The sequence below is a fragment of the Actinomadura violacea genome (genome assembly GCF_017573465.1).
GTDB lineage: Bacteria > Actinomycetota > Actinomycetes > Streptosporangiales > Streptosporangiaceae > Spirillospora > Spirillospora violacea.
In genome coordinates this window covers 248,278-271,192 of sequence record NZ_JAGEPF010000007.1, presented here as the reverse complement: position 1 = coordinate 271,192, position 22,915 = coordinate 248,278, and the positions used below count along the sequence as shown (strand labels likewise).

19 protein-coding genes are annotated in these 22,915 nt (G+C 73.2%); 5 read left to right on the top strand and 14 right to left on the bottom strand.

The window, feature by feature from the left end; genetic code table 11:
• Positions 1–35: 35 nt before the first annotated feature.
• The 3 genes from J4709_RS12695 to J4709_RS12685 all read right to left on the bottom strand — a co-directional run bounded on the left by J4709_RS12695 (position 36) and on the right by J4709_RS12685 (position 3,619).
• Complete coding sequence (locus J4709_RS12695; protein WP_208240451.1) at positions 36–980, bottom strand: Rieske (2Fe-2S) protein; 945 nt, start codon at positions 978–980, stop codon at positions 36–38.
• A 150-nt stretch (positions 981–1,130) separates the two neighbouring features.
• Positions 1,131–1,715 (bottom strand): DUF2165 family protein, encoded by a 585-nt coding sequence (locus J4709_RS12690; RefSeq protein ID WP_208240442.1) that lies wholly within the window; start codon positions 1,713–1,715, stop codon positions 1,131–1,133.
• 254 nt (positions 1,716–1,969) lie between these two features.
• Complete coding sequence (locus J4709_RS12685; protein WP_208240440.1) at positions 1,970–3,619, bottom strand: hypothetical protein; 1,650 nt, start codon at positions 3,617–3,619, stop codon at positions 1,970–1,972.
• A 265-nt stretch (positions 3,620–3,884) separates the two neighbouring features.
• On the opposite strand from J4709_RS12685, the gene J4709_RS12680 reads away from it, so the two are divergent.
• The 3 genes from J4709_RS12680 to J4709_RS12670 are packed head-to-tail and all read left to right on the top strand — an operon-like array spanning position 3,885 to position 6,930.
• The gene (locus tag J4709_RS12680; RefSeq protein WP_208240438.1) at positions 3,885–5,153 is read left to right on the top strand and encodes an ABC transporter substrate-binding protein; all 1,269 of its coding nucleotides are present in this window, start codon (positions 3,885–3,887) and stop codon (positions 5,151–5,153) included.
• Positions 5,153–6,088: a carbohydrate ABC transporter permease gene (locus tag J4709_RS12675; RefSeq protein ID WP_208240436.1), complete on the top strand. Its 936-nt coding sequence runs from the start codon at positions 5,153–5,155 to the stop codon at positions 6,086–6,088. Before J4709_RS12680 ends, J4709_RS12675 begins: the two co-directional genes overlap by 1 nt.
• Positions 6,089–6,099: 11 nt before the next feature.
• Positions 6,100–6,930, top strand: coding sequence for a carbohydrate ABC transporter permease (locus J4709_RS12670; RefSeq protein ID WP_232383379.1), 831 nt, complete (start codon positions 6,100–6,102; stop codon positions 6,928–6,930).
• Between the two features lie 31 nt (positions 6,931–6,961).
• Here the strand turns inward: J4709_RS12670 and J4709_RS12665 are convergent, their stop codons facing one another.
• From J4709_RS12665 to J4709_RS12640, 6 genes are read right to left on the bottom strand one after another with little or no spacing between them, the layout of a single operon-like run.
• Positions 6,962–7,723 carry a DeoR/GlpR family DNA-binding transcription regulator gene (locus tag J4709_RS12665; RefSeq protein WP_232383378.1) on the bottom strand — a complete coding sequence of 254 codons (762 nt, stop codon included), beginning with the start codon at positions 7,721–7,723 and terminating at the stop codon, positions 6,962–6,964.
• A gap of 56 nt (positions 7,724–7,779) precedes the next feature.
• Positions 7,780–8,688, bottom strand: coding sequence for a carbohydrate kinase family protein (locus tag J4709_RS12660; RefSeq protein ID WP_208240432.1), 909 nt, complete (start codon positions 8,686–8,688; stop codon positions 7,780–7,782).
• Positions 8,688–9,992 carry an alpha-glucosidase/alpha-galactosidase gene (locus J4709_RS12655; RefSeq protein ID WP_208240430.1) on the bottom strand — a complete coding sequence of 435 codons (1,305 nt, stop codon included), beginning with the start codon at positions 9,990–9,992 and terminating at the stop codon, positions 8,688–8,690. The genes J4709_RS12660 and J4709_RS12655 overlap by 1 nt, the downstream gene beginning before the upstream one ends.
• Complete coding sequence (locus J4709_RS12650; RefSeq protein ID WP_208240428.1) at positions 9,986–10,834, bottom strand: class II fructose-bisphosphate aldolase; 849 nt, start codon at positions 10,832–10,834, stop codon at positions 9,986–9,988. The genes J4709_RS12655 and J4709_RS12650 overlap by 7 nt, the downstream gene beginning before the upstream one ends.
• Positions 10,822–11,706 (bottom strand): 1-phosphofructokinase family hexose kinase, encoded by an 885-nt coding sequence (locus J4709_RS12645; RefSeq protein ID WP_208240426.1) that lies wholly within the window; start codon positions 11,704–11,706, stop codon positions 10,822–10,824. Before J4709_RS12645 ends, J4709_RS12650 begins: the two co-directional genes overlap by 13 nt.
• Entirely contained in the window at positions 11,706–12,575 is an 870-nt protein-coding gene (locus J4709_RS12640) for an SIS domain-containing protein (RefSeq protein ID WP_208240424.1), read from the bottom strand. Before J4709_RS12640 ends, J4709_RS12645 begins: the two co-directional genes overlap by 1 nt.
• Before the next feature lie 208 nt (positions 12,576–12,783).
• On the opposite strand from J4709_RS12640, the gene J4709_RS12635 reads away from it, so the two are divergent.
• Positions 12,784–13,182 carry a VOC family protein gene (locus J4709_RS12635; protein ID WP_208240421.1) on the top strand — a complete coding sequence of 133 codons (399 nt, stop codon included), beginning with the start codon at positions 12,784–12,786 and terminating at the stop codon, positions 13,180–13,182.
• 32 nt (positions 13,183–13,214) lie between these two features.
• Here the strand turns inward: J4709_RS12635 and J4709_RS12630 are convergent, their stop codons facing one another.
• Entirely contained in the window at positions 13,215–15,302 is a 2,088-nt protein-coding gene (locus J4709_RS12630) for a phosphocholine-specific phospholipase C (RefSeq protein WP_208240419.1), read from the bottom strand.
• 186 nt (positions 15,303–15,488) lie between these two features.
• Between J4709_RS12630 and J4709_RS12625 the strand changes: the two genes are divergently transcribed.
• A complete protein-coding gene (locus J4709_RS12625) occupies positions 15,489–16,913 on the top strand; it encodes an aldehyde dehydrogenase family protein (protein ID WP_307801187.1) in 1,425 nt (474 codons plus the stop codon).
• A 44-nt stretch (positions 16,914–16,957) separates the two neighbouring features.
• Here the strand turns inward: J4709_RS12625 and J4709_RS12620 are convergent, their stop codons facing one another.
• The 4 genes from J4709_RS12620 to J4709_RS12605 all read right to left on the bottom strand — a co-directional run bounded on the left by J4709_RS12620 (position 16,958) and on the right by J4709_RS12605 (position 22,835).
• Positions 16,958–17,578 carry a TetR/AcrR family transcriptional regulator gene (locus J4709_RS12620; RefSeq protein ID WP_208240417.1) on the bottom strand — a complete coding sequence of 207 codons (621 nt, stop codon included), beginning with the start codon at positions 17,576–17,578 and terminating at the stop codon, positions 16,958–16,960.
• A gap of 13 nt (positions 17,579–17,591) precedes the next feature.
• Positions 17,592–18,455 (bottom strand): oxygenase MpaB family protein, encoded by an 864-nt coding sequence (locus J4709_RS12615; protein WP_208240415.1) that lies wholly within the window; start codon positions 18,453–18,455, stop codon positions 17,592–17,594.
• A gap of 97 nt (positions 18,456–18,552) precedes the next feature.
• Complete coding sequence (locus J4709_RS12610; RefSeq protein ID WP_208240413.1) at positions 18,553–20,685, bottom strand: protein kinase domain-containing protein; 2,133 nt, start codon at positions 20,683–20,685, stop codon at positions 18,553–18,555.
• Entirely contained in the window at positions 20,685–22,835 is a 2,151-nt protein-coding gene (locus J4709_RS12605; RefSeq protein ID WP_307801186.1) for a serine/threonine-protein kinase, read from the bottom strand. Before J4709_RS12605 ends, J4709_RS12610 begins: the two co-directional genes overlap by 1 nt.
• Positions 22,836–22,915: the final 80 nt, after the last annotated feature.

Here is a 22,915-nt window from a genome sequence, read left to right as displayed (position 1 = left end):
GCGACCGCGAGCGCACGCCGGGACGGGACGGGCCGTCAGGAGACCCGCGCCATCCGGCGGCGGGCCGCCCGGCCCATCCGCTCGGTCGGACCGGCGTGCGCGCCCTCGCCCTTGCGGGCCGGCGCGCCCGCCGGCGGCACCCGGACCTCGATGCGCCCGTCCTGCACCCGCGTCTCGAAGCGCGGCTCCGGCGTGCTGGCGGGGCCGCGCACGATGCCGCCGTCGGAGAACCGGAAGGTGCTGCCGTGCCACGGGCAGGTGACGCAGCCGTCCGCGATCGTCCCCTCGCCCAGCGGCCCGCCCATGTGGCTGCACGTGGCGGCCAGCGCGAACACCTGGCGGTCCGTCCGGTAGAGCAGGACCGGGACGCCGTCGGCGTGCACCGTGCGGTGCTCGCCGTCGGCCAGGTCGCTCTCGCTCAGCACCGGCGTCCAGTCCTGCGGGCCGTGCTGGAAGGCGGTGTGGTTGACGTTGACGCCCCGGACGAACGACAGGTGGCCGCCGAGGTAGGCGCTGGCCGCCAGCACGCCGAACCCGGCGAGCCCGAGGGCCTTGCCGGCGCGGCGGTCGCCGCGCAGGCGCACGGCGAGGGACGCCGCATACAGCGTCAGCGCGGTGCTGTTGGCCACGGCGTGGACCAGGCCCACCCGCCGGTCCGCGCCGACCGTGTCGGACCAGTCGTTCAGGCCGGACAGGGCGGTCGGCACCGCGGCGGCGATCCCGGCCTTCACCAGCAGGTCGGCGGCGGGCTCGGCCTCGGGTCCGCCGGCCGCGTCCAGCAGCGTGGACATGCTCCACGCGCCGATGGCGACGTCGGTCAGCGCCGGGTGCAGGGGATGGCCGAGGTTGGTCCCGCTCAAGAAGTTGCGGACCAGGCGCGGCCGCACCATGCGCTGGGCGGCCGCGCTCACCGGCCCGGCGACCTTGTCCAGCGCCTTCGCCCGTTCCAGCCGGCGCACCATCCTGTGCGGCATGCTCATCAGTGCCTCCCCCAAGGCTCAGAGAACGGTCACGTCCCGTACCCGGACGACCGCGTTCGTCCGCTCTCTATCCCGCCAGTGACCTGCAAAACCGCCGGGGCGCGGGAGCGCGTGCGGGCGCCCGCCGCCGGGCGGGCGCCCGCACCCGGCTCAGGATCCCGCCGCCTCCTCGCGCGGGGCCCGGTCGTTGCCCATCGTCAGGTAGACGAGCACGATGCCGATGTAGGTGCACAGGCGCACCGCGTCGGGGATCCCGTTCCAGGTGTCGTTCATCCACATGCCGAACCACTCGCCGGCCACGGCCTGAAAGCCGAAGAACCACAGGAACAGGCCGATCGTGCAGCCGGCCAGGCCCCACCGCTTGGCCTTGCGGTACGCGGCGTCGGACGCGCGCAGCGTGCGGGCCTGCCGCCACGCCGACGCCAGGCAGGTCACCATGATCGCCGTCTCGGTGAGGATGACGCCGACATAGGCGACGTGGTGGAACCACTTCCACGAGACCGCGCGGTAGTTGATGTTGCTGACGTCGTGCAGCGCGGGCTTCTGCGCGTCCATCGAGAACACGTGCGAGACGAAGTTGAAGTTCGTCCAGTAGTCGGTCACGTTGCCGAACACCACGAACAGGGCGAAACCGCCGACGGTGAACGTGAGCAGCGCCTTGCTGGCACGGATGAACCACGTCGTGTCGAAGCGCTCGACGGCGGGTGAGGGTACAGCGGGTGACGGAGAGGCCATCGGACTCGTCCTTGCTCTATCGGGGACTGTGCGGTGGCCCCGCGAGCGAGCGCAAGTACACGTCCTCGGGGCCTGGTGCCGCCCGACCTTGCGTACGGTTCCCCGGCGGGACGACCGTGACGGGCGCGGTCCACTGGCTCCGTCGCCGGCTGCGACGTCACGGGCCCCGTTGGCCTGAGGTGTGACCTGCGCTTCCATGGTACGGGATTCCGCGGTGACGCCGGACACAGCGCGGGCGCCCGCCCGCCGTCCCGTCAGGGCCGGTGCGGGCGGACGACGCGTACGAACCGCACGTCCAGGTCGTCGCCGGCGCCCGTGGCGAGGCGGAAGTCGGTGCCGCCGCGCAGCCGGCCGGCGAAGACCGGGCGCCGCAGCCGCACCGTCGCGGTCTTCCACGCCCCGTCGCCCGAGCGTCGCACGCGCGGCGACCGCCCGCCCTCGTACTCGATCCACCACGAGCCGCGTCCCGCGTCCCGGTAGGTCACCTTGACCTCCAGGGGACGCCTGTCACCGCGCGACCGGAACCGCTCGTCCACGTCGAAGTACATCGAGGTCTGCCCGTGCGCGCGGTCGGTGCGCAGCCCCTCGTAGGCGGTGCCGTTCTCCTTGGAGAAGACGTTGCGGTGGACGTCGGCGGTGGAGCGGCGCGGAGTGCCGTCCGGCCGGACGTCGCGCTGGACGAGCCAGCGTTCGAGGTTGCGCACCCACGGCCGCGTCCGCCAGGCGCGGTTCCCGGTGAAGGGACCGGTCTCGTCCTTCCAGTAGGTGTCCTCGGCGTCGCGCAGCGCCGCCCAGGCGTCCGGGGAGTCGGACGCCGTCTTGCCGAGGCTCAGCCGCACCCACCGCCACTGGGCCGGGTACTGCTTCATATAGGACGGGCCCGGCACGACGTACATCCAGTTCATCCGCAGTTGCAGCGCCTTCAGGTTCGCTTGGCGGACGGCGTAGTACGGGTCGCCGGTGGTGTAGCCGCAGTCGTTGAAGCATTCGTTCTCGGTGGCGACCACGTGCCGTCCGTCGTGGACGGGCAGGCGTTCGTTCACCGTCATGTGCCCGTCGGGCTCGATGCGGCTCCCATAGGAGGGCGCCTCGCCGAGGTGGTAGTTGAACTCCTCGGTGATGCCGGTCCGGATGCTCAGGCCCGCGTCGACGGCCTGCTTGGCGAACAGGTCCGTCCTGCTCCCCCACGGACCCCAGGGATAGTCCTCGCCCGTGAACACCAGCTTGGTGCGGTAGGGCCCGAAGAGTGCGGCGAGGTCGCGCCAGGCGTGCGAGTACCAGGACCGGTACTCGTCGAAGGTCAGCCCTTCTTTTGCGGCGGCGCTGATGATGTCGTAGTCGTACTCCGCCCAGGTGAAGGCGCCCGGGACGTAGACGAACCGGAGCCGCGGGTCGGCGCGCAGGCCGGAGTCGACGAACAGCTTCTTGTAGAGGCCGAGCAGCCGCCCCCATACGCACCCGTTCCAGATGGGCAGATGGCTTTGGCCCTCGTAGTCGGGGCCGATCGGCTTCACGCCGCACTCCTCGGCCACCCACTTCGGCGCCCAGGACGTGCCGCTGCCGAACACGCGCATCCAGAACGGCCGCTTCTGCGCGAGCTGCTCACGCAGCGGGCGGAAGGCCATGTCCTCGGCGGTTCCGGTGGTGTCGTCGCGCAGCCCGCCGGGCCCGTCCGGCTGGAGCTGCCGCCAGGTAAGGTCGAGTCCTCGCAGGTCGACGTGGTCGTCCGGCGAGGATTGCTCGGAGAAGAACCCGCTGTTGGACGAGGGCCGGACCCAGCCGGGCAGCGTCCAGTCGTCCCCCGGCCGGATCCGCACGCTTCCCGTCACCGCGCCCGCAGACACCGCACCGGCCAGGGCGAACAGGACGAGCAGGACCGCGAGAAGCGCCGCCGGCCGCCTCATGCCGGCCCCGGCTCGCCCGCGGGCAGGGACGGCTCGCTCAGTCGCTCCATCAACCTCTCCCGTTCCTGACCGTTCTCGATCGAAAGCCTCACCAAGCATCTATAAACGAGCACATGATCTCAAGGCGTGCCGGACGGCGGGAACGCCCGCGGGCGGCGGGGACGTCGCAAGGTTCGCGCGGCCTGGGATCTCTTGCCGGATGAGCGATTGTGTTCTAAAGTGCCGCGCATCCTGCACAATCGAGCACGAGTATCTGGAGGCGATCATGAGGCAGCCGAGCGGTCGCCGGATCACCGCGCTGGTCACCGGGGCCGCCTTGGTGGCGGCCCTCTCCTCGGCCTGCGGCTCGGGCGGTGGCGACGCGAAGAAGATCACGTTCTGGCACGGGTACACCGACGTCCAGTCCGACGCGATCACCAAGCTGGTCGGCGAGTGGAACGGCGCCCATCCCGACCAGAAGGTCGACCCCGTCTTCAGCAACAACGACAACACGCTGCAGAAGACCCTCGCGTCCTTCGTGTCCGGCAAGGCGCCGTCGGTCGCCTACCAGTACGGCTCGTCGATCACCGCGCTGACCGGGCGCCACCAGACCCAGGATCTCACCTCGCTGGTCAAGGGCAGCCCGGACGTCGACTGGAACGACTTCTTCCCCGCGGCCCGGCAGGGCGGCACCGTGGACGGCAAGATCTACGGGCTCCCCGCGCTGGTCGACAACCTCGGCCTCGTCTACAACAAGAAGATGTTCGACGCCGCCGGGCTGAAGTACCCGACGCCCGACTGGACGTGGGACGACTTCCGGAACGCGGCGAAGAAGCTGTCGGGGAACAACAAGTACGGCTGGGCCTACGTCAACGACGGGACCGAGGACACCGTCTGGCGCTTCCTCGCCCTGCTCTGGCAGGCCGGCGGCGACCTCCTCGACTCCGGGAACAAGAAGGCCGCGTTCGACTCGCCGGCCGGGCAGCAGGCCATGCAGCTGCTGCGCGACATGGCCGTCACCGACAAGTCGGTCTACCTCGACACCGGCGACCAGCAGTACCTCAACCTGTTCAACTCCGGGCGGGTCGGCATGCTGTGGACCGGCCCGTGGGACCTGGGGCAGATCAACAAGGACGTCTCCTACGGCGTCCAGTACCTGCCCGGCAAGGCCACCCACGCGACGATCTCCGGCCCCGACTACTACATGCTCTTCGACAAGAAGGCGCAGAAGACCGCCTGGGCGTTCCTGAAGTGGCTGACCTCGCCGCAGGTCCACCTGCGGTACGCCACGCAGACCGGTGACCTGCCGCTGCGCGCGTCCGAGGAGAAGCTGCCCGGCTACAAGGACTACCTGGCCAAGTACCCCGGCAACAAGGTGTTCATCGACAACCTCAGCAAGAACGTCACCAAGGCCCGCCCGAACATCAAGCAGTACCCGCAGATCTCGCAGGTGCTCGGCCAGGCGGTGCAGGGCGTGCTGCTCGGCAAGAAGCAGCCGCAGGCCGCGCTCGCCGACGCCGCCAAGCAGGTCGACGACATCCTGGCGGGCTCCTGATGGCGTCCACCGCGCTGCCCGCGCGCACCGCGAAGGGCCGGCGGCCCCGCCGGTCGCGGTTGCGGCTGCGCGACCACCTGGCCGGCTGGGGGTTCGTGTCCCCGGCGATCCTGCTGATCGGGATCTTCGGCATGCTGCCGGTGCTGTGGTCGTTCTGGCTGTCGTTCCAGGACACCGACCTCACCTCCCCCGGCACGTTCGCGGGCGGCGCCAAGTACGCCGAGCTGGTCAAGGACCCGCTGATGTGGCAGGCCGCGAAGCGGTCGGCGATCTACACGGTGCTGTTCGTGCCGCTGACGATGGTGCTCGCGCTGCCGATCGCGGTGCTGCTCAACCAGCGGATCCGCGGGATCACGCTGTACCGGATGGCGGTGTTCGTCCCGCTGGTGACCTCCACCGTCGCGACCGGCATCATCTTCAACTGGATGCTGAACCCGCAGTTCGGCCCGGTCAACGCGGTGCTGACCAAGGCGGGGCTGCCCGCGCAGGGCTTCTTCCAGGACCCGAACGAGGCGCTGTTCGCGCTGGTCGCGATGACGGTGTGGGGCTGGCTGGGCTTCGCCGTCATCATCTACCTGTCCGCGCTGCAGTCCGTCCCGAAGGACCTGATGGAGGCCGCGGCGCTGGACGGCTGCGGCCGGCTGAAGGCGTTCCGGCACGTCGAACTGCCGCTGCTGGCGCCCGCGTCCGGCTTCCTCCTCGTCTGGCTGACGATCAACTCGCTGCAGCTGTTCGACGAGGTGTACGTGACGACCAAGGGCGGGCCGCTGCGCGCCACCACCGTCATCGTCTACCACCTGTACAACAAGGCGTTCGTGGACTTCGACGGCGGCTACGCTGCCGCGGTCGGCTGCGCGCTGTTCCTGGTGATCCTGCTGGTGACCGTGGTCCAGCTCGCGATCACCCGCCGTACCTCCTTCTACGAGGGCCGATGAGCATGTCGACGATGAACCCCCAGGCCCCGCGCCGGTTCCGGCGGCCGAGCCCGCTGCACCTGATCCTGCTGCCGATCGCGCTGGTGATGGTGGCGCCGCTGCTCTGGATGGTGCTGCTGTCGATCTCCACCGAGGCGGAGACGCGGCGGTTCCCGCCCGGCCTGCCGTCGGGCATCGAGTGGCACAACTACACCGACGCGCTGCGGGACGCGCCGCTCGGGCACTGGCTCGGCAACAGCGCGATCGTGTCGGTCAGCTGCGTGATCGGGAACCTCGTGTTCTGCTCGCTGGCGGGCTACGCGTTCGCCCGCATCAGGTTCCTCGGGAGCAGGGCGCTGTTCGTCGCGGTCCTGGCGACGCTGATGGTGCCGTTCCAGATCGTCATGCTGCCGACGCTGATCATGGTCCGGGCGGCCGGGCTGACCGACACGCTCGGCGCGCTGATCGTGCCGAATCTGGCGACCGCGTTCGGGATCTTCCTGCTGCGGCAGTTCTTCATGACGGTGCCGCAGGAGCTGGAGGAGGCCGCGCGGATCGACGGCGCGAGCCGGCTGCGGATCCTGTTCCAGGTGATGCTGCCGCTGATGCGCCCGACGCTGGCGACGCTCGCGGTGCTGACGTTCCTGCAGACGTGGAACGACTTCCTGTGGCCGCTGATCGCGGTGCAGAGCCCGGAGCACATGACCGTCCAGCTGGGCCTGCAGACCTTCCAGGGCGCGCACACCACGAACTGGCCGCGGCTGATGGCCGGCACGGTGATCAGCCAGCTGCCGGTGTTCGTGCTGTTCTTCGTCGCGCAGCGGTTCTTCGTGCGGTCGGTGGCGACCGCGGGGCTGAAGTAGCGGCGCGCTAGGCGGGCGGGGTGGCCGGGCCTCAGGCCACGGTCACCTCGACGCCCGCCGCCCGGATCCGGTCCAGCTCGGCGCCGTCGGCGCCGGCGTCGGTGATGAGCATGTGCACCTCGCCGATCTGGGCGATCCGGGAGAACGCGCGATGCCCGATCTTGGACCCGTCGGCGAGCACCACGACCCGGCGGGTCGACCGCATCAGGCAGTGGTCGGTGCGGGCCTCGATCTCGTCGTGGGTGCTGATGCCGGCCTCCGCGTCGATCCCGTCCACGCCGAGGAAGACCAGGTCGAGGCTGATGTCGGCGAGGGTGCGGTCGGCGATCGGCCCGACCAGCTCGTAGGACTCGGGGCGGACGCCGCCGCCGGTGACGACCAGGTCGATCGCGGGGCGCACCGACAGGTCGGCGGCGATGTTGAGGGCGTTGGTGACGACCTTGAGCGCGCGGCCGGTGGACAGCAGCCGGGCCAGCTCGGTGATGGTGGTGCCGCCGTTGAAGCCGACCGAGTGCACCGAGGCGTCGACCAGCCGCACCGCGGCCTGCGCGATGCGGCGCTTCTCCTCCTGGCTGCGGCCGCCGCGGTAGCGCATCGGCAGCTCGTAGATGACCTCGGCCGCCATCGCGCCGCCGTGCGTGCGCTTGAGGAGCTGCTGCTCCTCGAGCACCTGCAGGTCGCGGCGGATCGAGGCGGGCGAGGCCTGCAGCTCGGCCGACAGGTCGACGACGCTCACCGAGCCGTGCTCGGCGAGCCGTTCGAGGATGAGGGGGAGACGGTCCTGCTGACGCATCCGCTCATTATAGAGTACGAGAGATGCGCGAAAGTAGTCGTTTCGGCCGGAAATAATCACGCAATTTGCGCGAGTGCTTCGTCGCGCGAGGGCTGGGCCGCGGTGCCGCCGACGGCGCGCGTGGACAGCGCCCCGCACACCGCGCCCAGCGCGAGCGCGTGGGCGAGGTCACCGCGGTCGAGCCAGCCCGCGAGGAAGCCGGCGTCGAAGCTGTCGCCCGCGCCGACGGTGTCGGCGGGGTCGGTGCGCGGCGCCCCGGCGTGCACCGTCTCGCCGTCCTTCAGCGCCACGGCGCCCTGGCCGCCGCGCTTGACGACCGGGACGCACCCGGCGCCCGCCAGCGCGTCCAGCGCCTCGGGGAGCGCGGCCCGGCCGCTCAGCGACAGCGCCTCGGCCTCGTTGGGCAGCAGGAACGTGCACTCGGCGAGCAGCCCGGGCGCGAACTCCCAGCGCCCGGACGGGTCGTCGTTGGTGTCCAGCGACGTCGTCGCCCCGGCGGCCCGGTGGCCGCGCAGGAGCGCGGGCAGCGCCTCGGCGAGGCGCGGCTGGAGGAAGTAGGACGCGGCGTGCACGTGCCGCGCCGTGACGTCCGGGACGTGCTCGGGCCCGAACTCGGCCAGGCACCCGGCCGCGGTGAGGATCGCCCGGTCGCCGCCGGGCCGGTTCAGGCACACGGTGAGCGCGGTCGGCAGCGTGTCGTGCCGGACGACGCGGGACACATCGACGCCGGCGCCGCTCAGCGCGTCGAGGACGAAGTCGCCGGCGGCGTCCCGGCCGACCAGCCCCGCGAACGCGGTGGCCAGGCCGAGCCGGGCGGCGCCGTGCGCGGCGATCGCCGCGGACCCGCCGAGCGCGAGCACGCCGCCCCCGACCAGCGTCTCCGCCTGGCCGTACGGCGGGGCGTCGGGGGCGCCGTGCACGAGGACGTCGGGGTTGGCGTCCCCGACGACCAGCAGGTCCAGCATCACTTCCTCCGCAGCGCGGCGGGCAGCGCGTCGCCGTGCGCGGCCGTGAGCGCATCGCACAGCTCGTCGATGCGCTCGACGGGCAGCGCCGCGGCGGTCGCCGGGTCGCACATCGCGGCGTGCCGGACGTGCGCCGGGTCGCCCTCGACGGCGGCGGCCACGGTCAGCTCCACGACGTTGAGGAAGCTGCGGTTCAGCGCCGCGAGCTGCGGCGGCAGCGCGCCGACGTGGTGCGGGTGCACGCCCGTCCGGTCGAGCGTCGCGGGGACCTCGACGCCCGCGCCCATCGGCAGGTTGGTGATCAGGCCGGTGTTGGCGGTGGTCACCTGGATGGTGCGGCGCTCGCCGGTGGCGAGGCTGTGGATCACCTGCGGCGCGTACTCGGTGGCGTCCTCGTCCTCGCGCGGCGCCGGGTACTCGCCGCGCGCCAGGCAGTCGCGGACCCGCGCGTACTCGGCGAGGTTGCCCTCGCTGATCTTCACGTACTCGCCGACCGGGATGCGCAGCCGCTCGATCTCCGCCGCGTCCTTGAGGTACCAGGGGACGTACTCGGACGAGTGCTCGCTGGTCTCCGTCGGGTAGCGGCCGAGGCGCCGGTACATGTCGACGCGCACCCGCCGCCGCAGCTCGGGGTCGGCCTCGATGGCGGCGTCCAGCGCCGGGTAGAGGTCGCGGCCCTGATGCTCCCACTTGAGCACCCACGCCTGGTGATTGACGCCCGCCGAGTGGAAGTCGACCTCCTCGTACGGGACGCCGACCAGCTCCGACAGGTCCCGGACGGTCCAGTACACCGAGTGGCACAGGCCGGCGGCCTTCACCTTCGGCGCGACCGTGGCGAGGTACTGCAGGTTCATCGCCATCGGGTTGGTGTAGTTCAGCAGCCAGGCGTCCGGGCAGACGGCCTGGATGTCGGCCGCGAGCCCTTCCAGCAGCGGGAACGTGCGCAGCGCGCGGAAGATGCCGCCGATGCCGAGGGTGTCGCCGATCGTCTGCCGGACGCCGAACTCCGCGGCGACCTCGAAGTCCTTCACCGTCGCGGGGTGCCCGCCGACCGCGACCATGTTCACGACCACGTCGGCGCCGTCCAGTGCGCGGCGCCGGTCCAGCGACGCGGTGATGACGGGCGCGGCGCCGTGCTCCTTCGCGGTGAGCCTCGCCAGGCCCTCGGCGACCTCCAGCCGCTCGGGGTCGATGTCGTGCAGCGCGAGCCGGACGCCGCCGAGCTCGGGGTAGGAGAAGATGTCGCGCAGCAGCTGGCGGGTGAACTCGACCGAGCCGGCGCCGACGAAGGCGATGTTCAGCATGCAAGTGATCCAATGTTCTCGGCGGAACGGGGCGCGATGACCTCCAGCAGGTGCGCGACCCGCTCCCGCATGGCGTCGCGGGCGGGCGCGAGGTAGCGGCGCGGGTCGACGCCCCGGTCCAGGTTCGCGCGGACCGCCCCGGTGAAGGCGATGTTGAGGGCCGTGCCGATGTTGATCTTTGTCATTCCCTGACCGACCGCGCGGCGCAGCTCGTCGTCGGCGACCCCGGACGAGCCGTGCAGCACCAGCGGGACCGGCACCGCGTCGCGCAGCCGCGCGATCAGGTCGTGGTCGAGGACGGCGGTCCGCTCGGTCATGGCGTGCGAGCTGCCGACGGCGACCGCGAGGGCGTCGACGCCGGTGGCGGCGACGAACGCGGCGGCCTCGCCGGGGTCGGTGCGGACGCCGGGGGCGTGCGCGCCGTCCTTGCCGCCGACCTCGCCGAGTTCCGCCTCCAGCCAGAGGCCGCGCTCGTGCGCCCAGGCGGCGGCGGCCGCGGTGCGGGCCACGTTCTCGTCGTAGTCGTGCTCGGACCCGTCGTACATCACCGAGCCGAACCCGTGGTCGGCGGCCTGGTGCATCAGGTCCTCGTCGGTCACGTGGTCCAGGTGCAGCGCGACGCGCGCCGCCGAGCCCTCGGCGACCGCGCGGGTCGCGGCGGCGATGGGGCCGAGCCGGCCGCCGTGGAAGCGCACCGCGTTCTGGCTGATCTGGCAGATGACCGGGCGCCCGGTCTCCTCGGCCGCCGCGACGATCGCCTCGGCGTGCTCCAGCGTGATCACGTTGAACGCGGCGACGCCTTCGCCGGGCCGCACCAGCTCGGCCGTGTTCACCAGGGGCATGATGTCTCCCTCACCTTCGTGGCCCGGCGGTGCCGCCGGAGGACGTCGGGGTCGAACTCGCCGGCGGCGGGCGCCGCGACGGCCGCGGCCGACAGCGCGACGGCCTCGCCGAGCGCCTCCGGCCAGGGCGTCCGGTCGCGCAGCGCCACCGCCAGTGCCGCCGCCGCCGCGTCGCCGGCGCCCGTCGGGTTGCCGGCGACGACCTCGTGCGGGACGGCCTCGAAGCAGCCGCCGGGGGTGACGGCGAGCATGCCGTCGGCGCCGCGCGAGACGACGAGCGCGCCGCCCTCCCCGAGAGCGGCGCGGTCCAGTCCCGCCGCCGCCATCTCGGCCGCGTTCGGTTTGAGCAGGTCGGGACGGGCCTCGGCGGCGGCGCGAAGCGCGGGGCCGCCCGCGTCCACCAGCACCCGGGCGCCCGCGTCCCGGGCCAGCCGGGTGAGGACGGCGTAGGCGTCCTCCGGCAGACCGGGAGGCAGGCTGCCGGACAGCACCGCCACCGACGCCCCGGCCGCGAGCGCGGCGAACGACTCCTGGAACGCCGCCCACTCGTCCGGGGCGACGTCCGGGCCCGCCTCGTTGAAGATCGTCGCGTCGGTGTCCACGACCGTGACGGTCCGCCGCGTCTCCCCCGCGATGGGGGCGAAGTCGTGCGGGACGTCCAGCGCGCCCGTCACCAGGGCCCCGGTCGCGCCGCCCGCCAGGCCCGTCGCCAGCGTCCCCGCGCCGAGGGCGTGCAGGACGCGGGCGACGTTCAGCCCCTTGCCGCCGGGCCGCTGCAGCACCGACGCGACGCGGTGCGAGCCGTGCGGCGTCAGCCTGGGGACCCGGTAGGTCACGTCCCAGGCGGGATTGAGGGTGACCGTGAGGATCATCAGGACAGGATGATCGAGCGGGTCAGGTTGCGCGGCTTGTCCGGGTCCAGGCCCTTGGACCCGGCCAGCGCCACCGCGAGCCGCTGCGCCCGCACCAGGTCCGCCATCGCGTCCGTCCCGGACGCCTCGACCAGCGCGCCGGTCGCGGCGACCTGCTCGGGCAGGCCCTCCGGCGGCGTCCCGAAGAACCAGGTCAGGCTGTGCTCGTCGGTGACGCTGATCGGGCCGTGCCGGTACTCCATCGCCGGGTAGGACTCGGTCCACGCGCCGGCGGCCTCGCGGACCTTCAGCGCCGCCTCGTTGGCGATGCCGTTCGTCCAGCCGGCGCCGAGGAAGGTGAACTGGCGGCGCTCGACGGCGCCCTCGGGCAGCGGCGCCTCGACCGCGGCGCGGCACTGCTCGACCAGGTCCGCGGGCAGCAGGCCGAGGTGCGCGCGCAGCAGCGCGAGCACGCTCGTGGCGAACCGCGTCTGCACGACGGAGCGCTCGTCGGCGAAGTCGAGCACGACGCGGGAGCCGGCGAGGTCCATGATCGGCGTGCGCGGGTCCCCGATCAGCGCGGTGGTGGGCAGGTCCGTCCTGCGCAGCAGGTCCAGGACCTCCGTCGTGGTGCCGGAGCGGCAGATCGCCACCACCCGGTCGTAGCGGCGCCCGTGCGGGAACTCCGACGCCGGGAACGGGTCGGTCTCCCCCGCGCCGGCCGCCTCCCGCAGCGCCGCGTAGGCCTGCGCGATGAACAGCGAGGTGCCGCACCCGACGACCGCGACGCGCTCGCCGCGCGCGGGAAGCCCGTCCACCCCGTCCGCCATCTCGGCGGCGCGCTCCCAGCAGCCCGGCTGCGACGCGATCTCCTCAAGAACGAACGACACCGAGGCTCCTAATTGCTCGTTTGTGCGCCTTATGCGCCAGTAACGTACAAGAGTGCGCAGATGTCGGCAAGTAGTGCGCCAAGAGCCCTGCTCCGGCGGGGGCCTCGACCGCGCCGGGAACCGGCGCCCGCGCGGCGATGAGTTCGGAGCGGCCCGCTGGTCTGCCTTCACGACAGACCAGCACCGACCAGCACAGGAGGGAACCGCCATGAGCGACACCACCACCGCCGGGACCGTCACCAAGGTCGCGAACGTGATCATCCCGGTCCGGGACCAGGACCGGGCGCTGGAGTTCTACTGCGGGACGCTCGGCCTCGACAAGCGCGTCGACCAGCCCTTCGGCGGCGGCTACCGCTGGGTCGAGGTCGCGCCCGCCGGGGCCGAGACGCCGATCGCGCTCTGCCCGCCGCCCGAGGGCGTCGAGGCGGGCGGCCGGGACACCGGCATCGCCCTGTCCAGCGGCGACGTGGACGCCTGCCACGCGCGGCTGAAGGCGGCCGGGGTGGACGTCGACGCCGAGGTGAGCCGCATGGGCGGGCCGGTCCCGCCGATGTTCTGGTTCCGCGACCCCGAGGGCAACACCCTGATGGTCGTCGAGGAGGACTGAGGCGGCCGGGCGCCGGGCCGCCGGGCCGCCCGTCAGCCCGAGACGGACGGGCGGCCGTTCTCCAGGTGCCCCATGAGGCGGCGCCGGAACACCTCGTCCTGGACGGCGCGGACCTCCACGTCGTACCAGCCGTCCTCGGTGGCCCAGTCGATCGTCGCGCTCTTGCCCGCGGCCACCGTCGCCTTGCGGGCGGCCTTGCCGTAGGCGAGCGCGGTGAGCGTGAACGTGACGGGCTCCGTGCCCCGGTTCCGCACAGTGATCTGGATGTGGCCGGCGTCGCCGGCGCCGCGCGACGCCACGTCCGCGTGGGCCGCCGCACCGGACGCCGAGCCCGCGAACTCGCGCCGGAACCCGTTCGGGCCGATCAGCGTGAGCCGGTACCGGCCGTTCTTCACCGCCACGCGCTCGACCTTGCGTCCCGCCACGTCGAAGTGGCGCGGCGCGCCGAACTCCCCCGCGTAGGGGTAGAGCGCGAGGTGCGACGCGCGGCTGCCCCGCTCGGTCATGGTGACGACGAGGGTGCCACCGTCGAGCCGCGCGGACGCCTCGGTGCGGTACGGCAGGGGGCGCGCCGGGCGCGTCCCCGGCTCCGGCACGGGGTTCTTCTGCACGACCGGCGGCAGCGCGGGCCAGCGCAGGTAGAACTTCGGCGGCGTCCCGGGCCGGGGCACGGGCGGCGGGCCGGTGGGGCGGCGGAAGTCGAACGCCGAGGTCAGGTCGCCCGCGACCGTCCGGCGCCACGCGCTGATATTGGGTTCGCGGACGCCGAGCCACCGCTCCAGGAAGCGGATGGTCGAGGTGTGGTCGAACACCTCCGAGCAGACGTGGCCTCCGGCGGTCCACGGGGACACGACCGTCATCGGCACGCGGAAGCCCAACCCGATCGGCTTGCCGTCGTAGTGCTCGTCCGCGGCGTCCGCGGGCGGCAGCGGCGGCGGCACGTGGTCGAAGTAGCCGTCGTTCTCGTCGAAGAGCAGGAACAGCGCGGTGGTCTCCCACGTGCGCCGGTCCGAGGCGATCGCGTCCAGCACCTGGTAGGTGATGCCCGCGCCCTGGATCGGGCTGCCGGACCCGGGGTGCTCGGACTCGGCGGCCGGCGCGACGATGTAGGACACCTCCGGCAGCCGTCCCGCCGCCACGTCGTCGCGGAACGCCGAGCCCAGGGTGCCGGCCGCGTTGCGCCGCAGCGCCCGCTCGAACAGGTCGCGCCCGGGCGCGGGAAGGGCGGCGACGCCCTTGTCCAGCGCGGCCAGCATGGCCGTCCTATCGCTCGCACCGGCCTTCGCGACGGCGCCGTAGAACTCGGTCAGGCTCTTGTATGACCCGGCCGGCGCGAGCGCCTTGCGCATGATCTGCTTGAACCGGGTGAGGAACTCCAGCGGGTTGTCGGTGAAGTTGTCCCACTCCTGGTACACCTTCCACGTCCGGCCCGCCTTCGACAGCCGCTCGACGTAGGCGGTCTGCGCGTAACCGGGATGGTTCGCCTCGTCGTAGGCGTCGTTCTCGACGGCGCGGTGCCCGTTCTTCTCGTAGCCGATCGTCCCGGTCCAGTGGTAGGTGCGGTTCGGGTTCGTCGGCCCGAACACCGAGCAGTGGTAGGCGTCGCAGACGGTGAACGTGTCGGCCAGCTCGTACTGGAACGGCAGGTCCTTGCGGTCGTAGTGGACCATCGTCGGCATGAGCTTGGCCGCGATCCAGCCGTCGTGCCAGCCGCCGCCGCGGGCCTTCTGGCCGCTGTCCCAGCCGTGGTCGAGGCCCGCGATGTAGTTGACGTCCGTCAGCGGCCCGTGCCCGATCGCGTCGCGGGCGAGGAACGGCTTGACGCGCCGCAGCAGGCCCTGCTGCTCGAAGACCGGGTGCCCGTCGCGCAGCTCGATCGCGTTGCGGTCGCCGAACCCGCGCACGCCGCGCAGCGTCCCGAAGTAGTGGTCGAAGCCGCGGTTCTCCTGCATCAGGAAGACGACGTGCTCGATCGACCGGAGCCCGCCGGGCTTCACCGGCTGCGCCAGCGCGGCGTGCACCGACGGCGGCAGCAGCGAGGCGACCGCGGCGCCGCCGGCGACGCCGGCGCCGGAGGCGAGGAACGAGCGGCGGGAGGGACCTTCGCGGCGAGGGCTCATGCCCGCAAAGCGTGCGCCGCGCGGGTAACGGGACGACCGCGATCACGCGTCCGCCCGGTAACGAACATGAAAGACATTCATGTGACCGGGAGGCGGCTCGCCCGGGGCGGGCGTTTACCGGACCGAACGGGTTTCGTATGTTGAGCCTGCAACGAAGCACGGCCAGTTCACTGCCGGAGGAAGCCCGTGGACCACGTCAAGCAGTTCTACATCGGCGGCCAGTGGGTCGCCCCCCGCACCGACACGACGCTCGAGGTCGTCAACCCGGCCACGGAGCAGCCGATCACCTCCATCGCGATGGGCGGCGCGGCGGACGTCGACGCCGCCGTCGCCGCGGCGAAGGAGGCGTTCGAGACCTTCTCGCTCACCACCAAGCAGGAGCGCCTCGACCTGCTCGACGCCATCATCGCCGTCTACGGCCGGCGGATGGAGGAGCTCGCCGACATCATCAGCCAGGAGATGGGCGCGCCCCTCTCGCTGGCGCGGGCCGCGCAGGCCGCCGCCGGGTTCGGCCACCTCGCCACCGCGCGCGCCGTGCTCGCCGAGTTCGAGTTCGAGAGCGCGATGGGCACCACCCTGGTCACCCGCGAGCCGGTCGGCGTCTGCGGGCTGATCACCCCGTGGAACTGGCCGCTGAACCAGATCGCCTGCAAGGTCGCCCCGGCCCTCGCCGCCGGCTGCACGATGGTGCTCAAGCCGTCGGAGGTCGCGCCGCTGAACGCCGTCCTGTTCGCCGAGATCCTCGACGAGGCGGGCGTCCCGGCGGGCGTGTTCAACCTGGTCAACGGCGACGGCCTCGGCGTCGGCGCGCCGCTGTCGGCGCACCCGGACATCGACATGATGTCGTTCACCGGTTCCACCCGCGCCGGCATCGAGGTGGCGCGCGCCGCCGCCCCGACCGTCAAGCGGGTCGCGCAGGAGCTCGGCGGCAAGTCCGCCAACATCGTCCTGGACGACGCCGACCTGGCCGCCGTCGTCGCCCGCGACGTCGGCAACATGTGCACCAACTCGGGCCAGTCGTGCAACGCCCCGAGCCGGATGCTCGTCCCGGCCGCGCGCATGGACGAGGCCGCCGCCATCGCCGCGGAGGCCGCGCGCAACATCACGGTCGGCGACCCGCGCGAGGAGACGACCCGGATCGGCCCGGTCGTGTCGGCGACGCAGTACGGCCGGATCCAGCAGCTCATCGAGAAGGGCATCGGCGAGGGCGCCAAGGTCGAGGCCGGCGGGCCCGGCAAGCCCGCGGGACTGGAGACCGGGTACTACGTGCGCCCGACGGTGTTCTCGCACGTCACCAACGACATGACGATCGCCCGCGAGGAGATCTTCGGGCCGGTGCTCGTGCTGATCGGCTACGAGGACGACGACGACGCGGTGCGCATCGCCAACGACACCCTCTACGGCCTGTCCGGCTACATCTCCGGCGACGCCGACCGCGCGAAGGCGATCGCCCGCCGCATCCGCACCGGCAACGTCCACCTCAACGGCGCGGGTCCCGACTTCAACGCGCCGTTCGGCGGCTACCGCCAGTCCGGCAACGGACGCGAGTGGGGCGCGCTCGGTTTCGAGGAGTTCCTCGAGACCAAGGCCATCATGGGCTACAACGCCTGACACGACGCCGGGCCGGTGTCCGCCGCGGGGCGGCGGGCACCGGGTCAGCGGATCATCGGGGTGAGGTAGCGGCGGGCGAACGCGCGGGCACCGTCGTCGTCCAGCGGGATGTGGCCCTCCGGCGTGAGCAGGAGCGAGTGGGTCAGGCGGATCAGGATCTCCGCCACCACCTCCGGGTCGAACGCGCCCGCGTCGCCCTGCAGCTGCGCGGCGCGGAGCCGGCGGGCCAGGTAGCCGCGCGCGGCGGCGAGCAGCGGGCCCGCGCGGCCGGTGGCGTGCGGGAGGAGCAGGTCGGGCTCCAGGACGAGCAGCCGGTTCACCAGCCGCTGCTCCCGGCTGATCCGCAGCGTCGCGACGAACCCCTCGACGATCCGCTCCTCCACCGTCGGGCAGGCCGCGACGGCGGCGTCCAGCTCGGCGAAGAAGCGCCGGGCCTCGCGCAGCAGCACCCCCGTCACCAGGTCGTTCTTGGTCGGGAAGCGGCGGTAGATGGTCGCGCGGCCGAGCCCGGACGCGCGGGCGACGTCGTCGACCGTGGTGCGGCGCAGCCCGAACGTCCCGTACAGCCCCAGGGCGGCGTCGAGGATCCGGTCGACCTGCGGCCCGGACGCGGCGGGGCCGGCGAGCAGGTCGCTCAGCGGCGCCCGGTCCGTCGGCTCGGTCATGATGCCTCCGAGCCTAGTGGCCGCGGCCGGCCCGGCGCATGGCGCGGGCGGCGACCGGCGAGTAGCGGAGCCGGTCGGTCAGCACCCGGTCGCCGCCGCGCATGGCCCGCGCGAACAGCCGGAAACGGCGCTCGTCGCCGGACGTCCAGCGCAGCCCGAACCGCTCCCGCAGGACGGGCGGGAGGCAGCCGACGCCCATCCGGCCCAGCATCACCGTCGGCGGCCCCGCGATGCCGGACCAGGCGAACCCGGGCAGCGGCCACCGCGGTGGGGGCGGCAGCGGTTTGCGGTCCAGTTCGATGAGCAGCCGCACCGTCGCGTTGTCCTCCAGCCGCTCGTTCACCATCGTGTCGAAGTAGTCGCGGAACGCGGCGGGGCTTTCGGGGATGTGGCGTTCGGTGATGCCGAGCGCGACCGCCAGCCGCGCCCACTCCTCGTGCAGGACGCGTTCGCGGCCGGGTGTGAGGGGCGTGCCGAACAGCCGCTGCGTTTGGATCATGCCGTGCAGCAGGGTGGCGTGCACCCAGAGGTAGGCCTCGGGGTTGAGGGCGTGGTAGCGGCGGCCCTGCGCGTCGACGCCCTTGATGTCCTTGTGGATCTCGCGCAGCCGGGCGGCCTCGCTGCGGCCGCGCTCCTCGCCGCGGTAGCCGAGGAAGTTCATGGTCGACTCGACGGTGCGCAGGAGCCGCCCCCAGCGGTCCTCCAGGAACTCCGAGTGCTCGGCGACCCCCGCGCCGACGACGGGATGCGCGACCTGCAGCAGCAGGACGGCCCGGCCGCCGAACGCGCCGCGCCAGTCGCCCGCGTACCGCCAGATGAGGGAGTCGGGACCGGGGATCGCCCCGGCCTGGATCGGTTTGACGTCGAGGTCGGTCATACCGCATCACCCGCTCTGAGACGTTGATACGTCGTTTGTATCAAGCAATCAGCGCGGCGGCCAGGCCCTGCCGGCCGATCGCGGGATCGAGCTCGGCTCACGCGAACCGGAAGGCGACCAGTGCGGCGTTCTGGAGTGCCACCAGGAACGGGCCGGCACCGGTCAGGACCCATTGGTCGTCGGCGTTCGAGGACGCCGGCGGACGCCTCCACGCCGGCTTGCCGGTGACCGCGTCCCAGCCGTAGAAGCCCGGAGCGGTGACGCCCGCGGCCACTGTGCAGACCAGTCCGCCCGCGGTGACAAGCGGAGCGGTGTCGTCGGCGGGAGTGGCCGCCGACCAGAGGCGGCGGCCGGTGCGGGCGTCGAGCGCGACCAGCTCGTGGTCGTCGAAGATGTACGCGCGTTCGCCCTCCACCAGGAAGGTCCGGGCGTCGCCGCCCGACGCCGGCGGTTCGTACGCCCATCTGCGCCGACCGGTGGCCAGATCCAGTGCGTAGAGGCCGCGGGTGCCGGCGTAGGCCGTCCCGTTCGCCACGGTGACCCTGGGGGTGCCTTCGCTGAGGTCGCCCGCGGCGCCTGGGAGTTCGGCGCTCCACACCGTCCGGCCGGTGGCGGCGGAGATCGCGTCGAGCGTGTGCTCCGCCTGGGCACCGAAGAGCAGGTCGCCGCCTTCAGGCAGGGCCAGGCGCGTGTTGCCGTAGGTGCGGGTCCAGCGGACCGCGCCGGTCGCGGTGTCGAGCCCGAGGACGGTGCCCTCCCGGCTGTCGCCCTCATCGCCGGACGCGGCGATGAGGCTGCCGCCCTGGACGCCCCGCAGGTCGGTCGCGTCCCGCCCCCGGTAGGTCCACCGGTGCCTCCCGGTCCGCGCGTCATGGCAGAGGACGGTCCCGTCGCCGTCACCGAGGACGAGCAGCCCGCCGGTCGGACCGTAGAAGTCGCGGACGTCGTAGCCGGACGGCAGCGCGGCGGTCCAGCGGCGCGCCCGCGAGGCCGGGTCGATGGCGACGAGGCCGCCGCCCCGGCTCCGCTGGGCATAAACGGAGTCCTCGTCGACCGTGGCGTTGTTCATCTTCTCCGACCACAGTCTCCGTCCCGTGGTCATGTCGTAGGACACCGCCACTTTGGTGAAGAGTTCGAAGACGAAGACCCCGTGGGCGGTGATGACGGGCACCGCGATGTCGCCGCTCTTCGGCAGCTCGACCTGCCACAGGAACCGGGGCGGCGGCGGGACCCGCCTGCTCCGGTCGGTGGCCGCGAGCGCCGCCGCGGTGCCGCCGCCGGCGAGCGCGAGACCGGCCACCGCGGCCCCGCCCGCCAGGAGCCGGCGGCGCGTCCTGCGCCGGACGGCGTCCCGCAGGTCCATGACGAGGGTGCGCTCGTGCTCGCGGACCTCCCGGTCGATGGCACCGGGCAGCCAGCCGGGCCCGCCCGGCGGGGCGCCCGGCAGCCGGGGCAGCAGCGCTACGGGCGGGCGGCGGGCGGGGTCGGTGCTCAGGCAGGCGGCGACCATCGCCGCCAGCGACGGCGGGACACCGTCCAGGTCGGGCTGCTCGTGGAGCGTCCGGTAGATCTTGGTCTGCACGGGCCCGGTCCCGAAGGGCGGGCGCCCGGTGGCGGCGAAGGCCATCACCGCGCCGAAGGCGAAGACGTCGAGGGCCGGATCCGGGTCCTCGCCGCGGAACCGCTCGGGCGCCATGTAGCCGGGCGTCCCGACGAACTGCCCCTCGGCGGTCAGCCCGGTGCCGTCCGCGGCCCGGCTGATCCCGAAGTCGATGATCTTCGGCCCGTCCGCGGCCAGCAGGACGTTGGCCGGGGTGAGGTCGCGGTGCAGCAGCCCCGCGCGGTGGACGGCCGCGAGGGCCTCGCCGAGGCCCGCGCCGAGCGCGCGCAGCATCGGCTCGGGCAGCGGGCCGTGCCGGGCGACGGCGTCCTTCAGGCTGGGCCCGTGGACATAGGCGGTCGCGAGCCAGGGCACCGCCGCGTCCGGGCCGGCGTCCACCACCGGGCCGGTGAAGGCGCCGGAGACCTTCCGCGCGGCCTCGACCTCGGCGCGGAACCGGGCCCGGAACGCCGGGTCGCCCGCCAGCGCGGGCCACACCATCTTGATCGCGACCGCCCGGCCGGCGGGGGACGCGGCGAGGAAGACGCGCCCCATGCCGCCCTGGCCCAGCCGGCTCAGCAGCCGGTACCGCCCCACCTGGCGGGGATCGCCGGGCTCCAGCGCGGCCATCAGGCTCCCGGCCGGAAGCGGACCAGCCGCCTGCTGTCGGTCGCGTAGACGGTCGTACCGGACACGGCCACGCTCCAGCCGTCGTTGTTGTAGGACGGCCCCCGGTACGCCCACGCCGATCCGCCGTCCGGGGCGGCGGCGAAGAAGCCGCTGTCCTTGCTGACGCCGGACGAGTCGGAGTCGCCGGTGAACGACGCCACGAGGAGGCCGGGCGATCCGGCGGCGGACGGGGTGATGGCGTCGAGGTCGGCCGCGGTGGAGGCCAGCCGCCGGCGCAGGGTCCCGGTGGCCTGGTCGTAGAGGGAGAAGCCGTTCCCTCCCATGGCGACCAGGGTGGAGCCCAGCACGACCACGGGCCTCTGCATGTCGTCGTTGGCCTTCGTCCAGGCCGCCTTCCCGTCACGGGTACCGGCAGCCTGGACGTTCCCCAGTCCGGTGGCGCCGAAGAACAGCAGGCCGTCGCCGAGCACCAGCGGATACGTCGTGGCCCTGTCGGCCTTTCCCGTGTACCAGGTGCGCTTCCACGCCGTGTCGCCCGTCGCGGCCTCGATGCCGAGCAGCACTTCCGGCGTCATGACGTACAGGCGGCCGCCGTCGGCGACGCCGGAGATCTTGTCAGCTCCGCTCGGGAAGCGCCACAGGACCCGTCCGCTGCCGACGTCCACGGCGAACACGACCATCTCGTCGCCGGTGCGGCGGACGGTGCCGCCGACGAAAGCCGTGCTCCCGATCGTCCCGTACACGTCGGTCAGCTCGGTGACCTCGCCGGGCAGCTCCACCGGTCTGGCGGACCCCGTCGCCGCGTCGATCACATGGACGACGTTCGGCCGGGGGGCGTCGGTGGCGGCGAGCGCGAAGACCGCGGTGCCGAAAACGCGGTAGCCGGGGCTGAATATGGACGAGCCCCCGGTCGGGCGGTCGAAGGTCCAGAGCCGGCGGCCCGAGGCGGCGTGCACGCCGAGGATCGCCCGGTGCCCGCGCCACACCACCGTGTCCCCCGCGAGGGAGACGTTCAGGCCCAGCCCGTCGTCGAACCGTCCGGGCCACGAAAGGGTCCAAGCGGGCGCGGGGGCGGTCGCGAGGCGGCTGACGCGCGGGGCGGGCTTGACGGGCTTGGCGTCCCGGCGGTTCAGCGCCCAGGCCGTGGCGCCGCCGCCGGTGCCGGCCACCGCGACGGCGGCGACCGCCGCCAGGCGCAGGACGCGGCGCCGCCCGGGGTGGGCGCCGCCATCGTCGGCCTGCGGCGGAGGCGGAGGCAGCGTGACGGGCGCGGAGGCCACCGCCGTGGCCTCCGCCTCCCGCGCCGCCACCTCCCGGCGGAGCGCGGGGGAGATCAGCGCCGCCGGATCGGCGGGGAGGAGCGCGTCCAGCACCGCCTGCGGTCCCGGACGCCCGCCCGGTTCCTTGTCCAGGCAGGCGGCGAGCAGCCCGCGCAGCGGTCCGGGCACCCCGTCCAGCCGCGGCTCCTCGTACATCACCCGGTAGAGCAGGGACGCGGGGTCTCCGGCGCTGAACGGGCCGATGCCGGTGGCCGCGTACGCCAGCACGGCCGCGAGCGAGAACACGTCGGACGCGGGGCCGGCGTCCCTGCTCGCGGTGATCTGCTCGGGCGACATGTACGCCGGGGTCCCGAGCACGCCGTCGGTGCCGGTGAGCTGCGAGGCGTCGACGGCCTTGGTGATGCCGAAGTCGATGACCTTCGGGCCGTCGCCGGCCAGCAGGATGTTGCCCGGTTTGAGGTCGCGGTGGACCAGGCCCGCCGCGTGCACGGCCAGCAGCGCCTCGGCCAGCCCGGCGCCCAGCGCGCGCAGCGGGGCCTCCGGGAGCGGGCCGATCGCGGCGACCGCCTCGGCCAGCGTGGGGGCCGGCACGTAGGCGACGGCGAGCCAGGGGTGCGGGGCGTCGGCGTCGCCGTCCAGCACCGGCGCGGTGTAGAGGCCGCTGACCCGGCGGGCGGCGGCGATCTCCCGCCGGAACCTTTCGCGGAACCGGTCGTCGTCGGCGAATTCGGCTCGCACGACCTTGAGCGCCACGAGCCGGCCGCCGGGCGAGGCGGCGAGGAACACCGTCCCCATGCCGCCGGCGCCCAGCCGTGCGAGCAGCCGGTACGGGCCGATGCCCGGCGCGTCCCCAGCCTGAAGCGGCCGCACTGGCATCCCCCACCGCACGACGTGATCCGGGGGCACAGGCTACCAAAAAGATACTGCCGTCTATAAGGCTCGGACGGCCG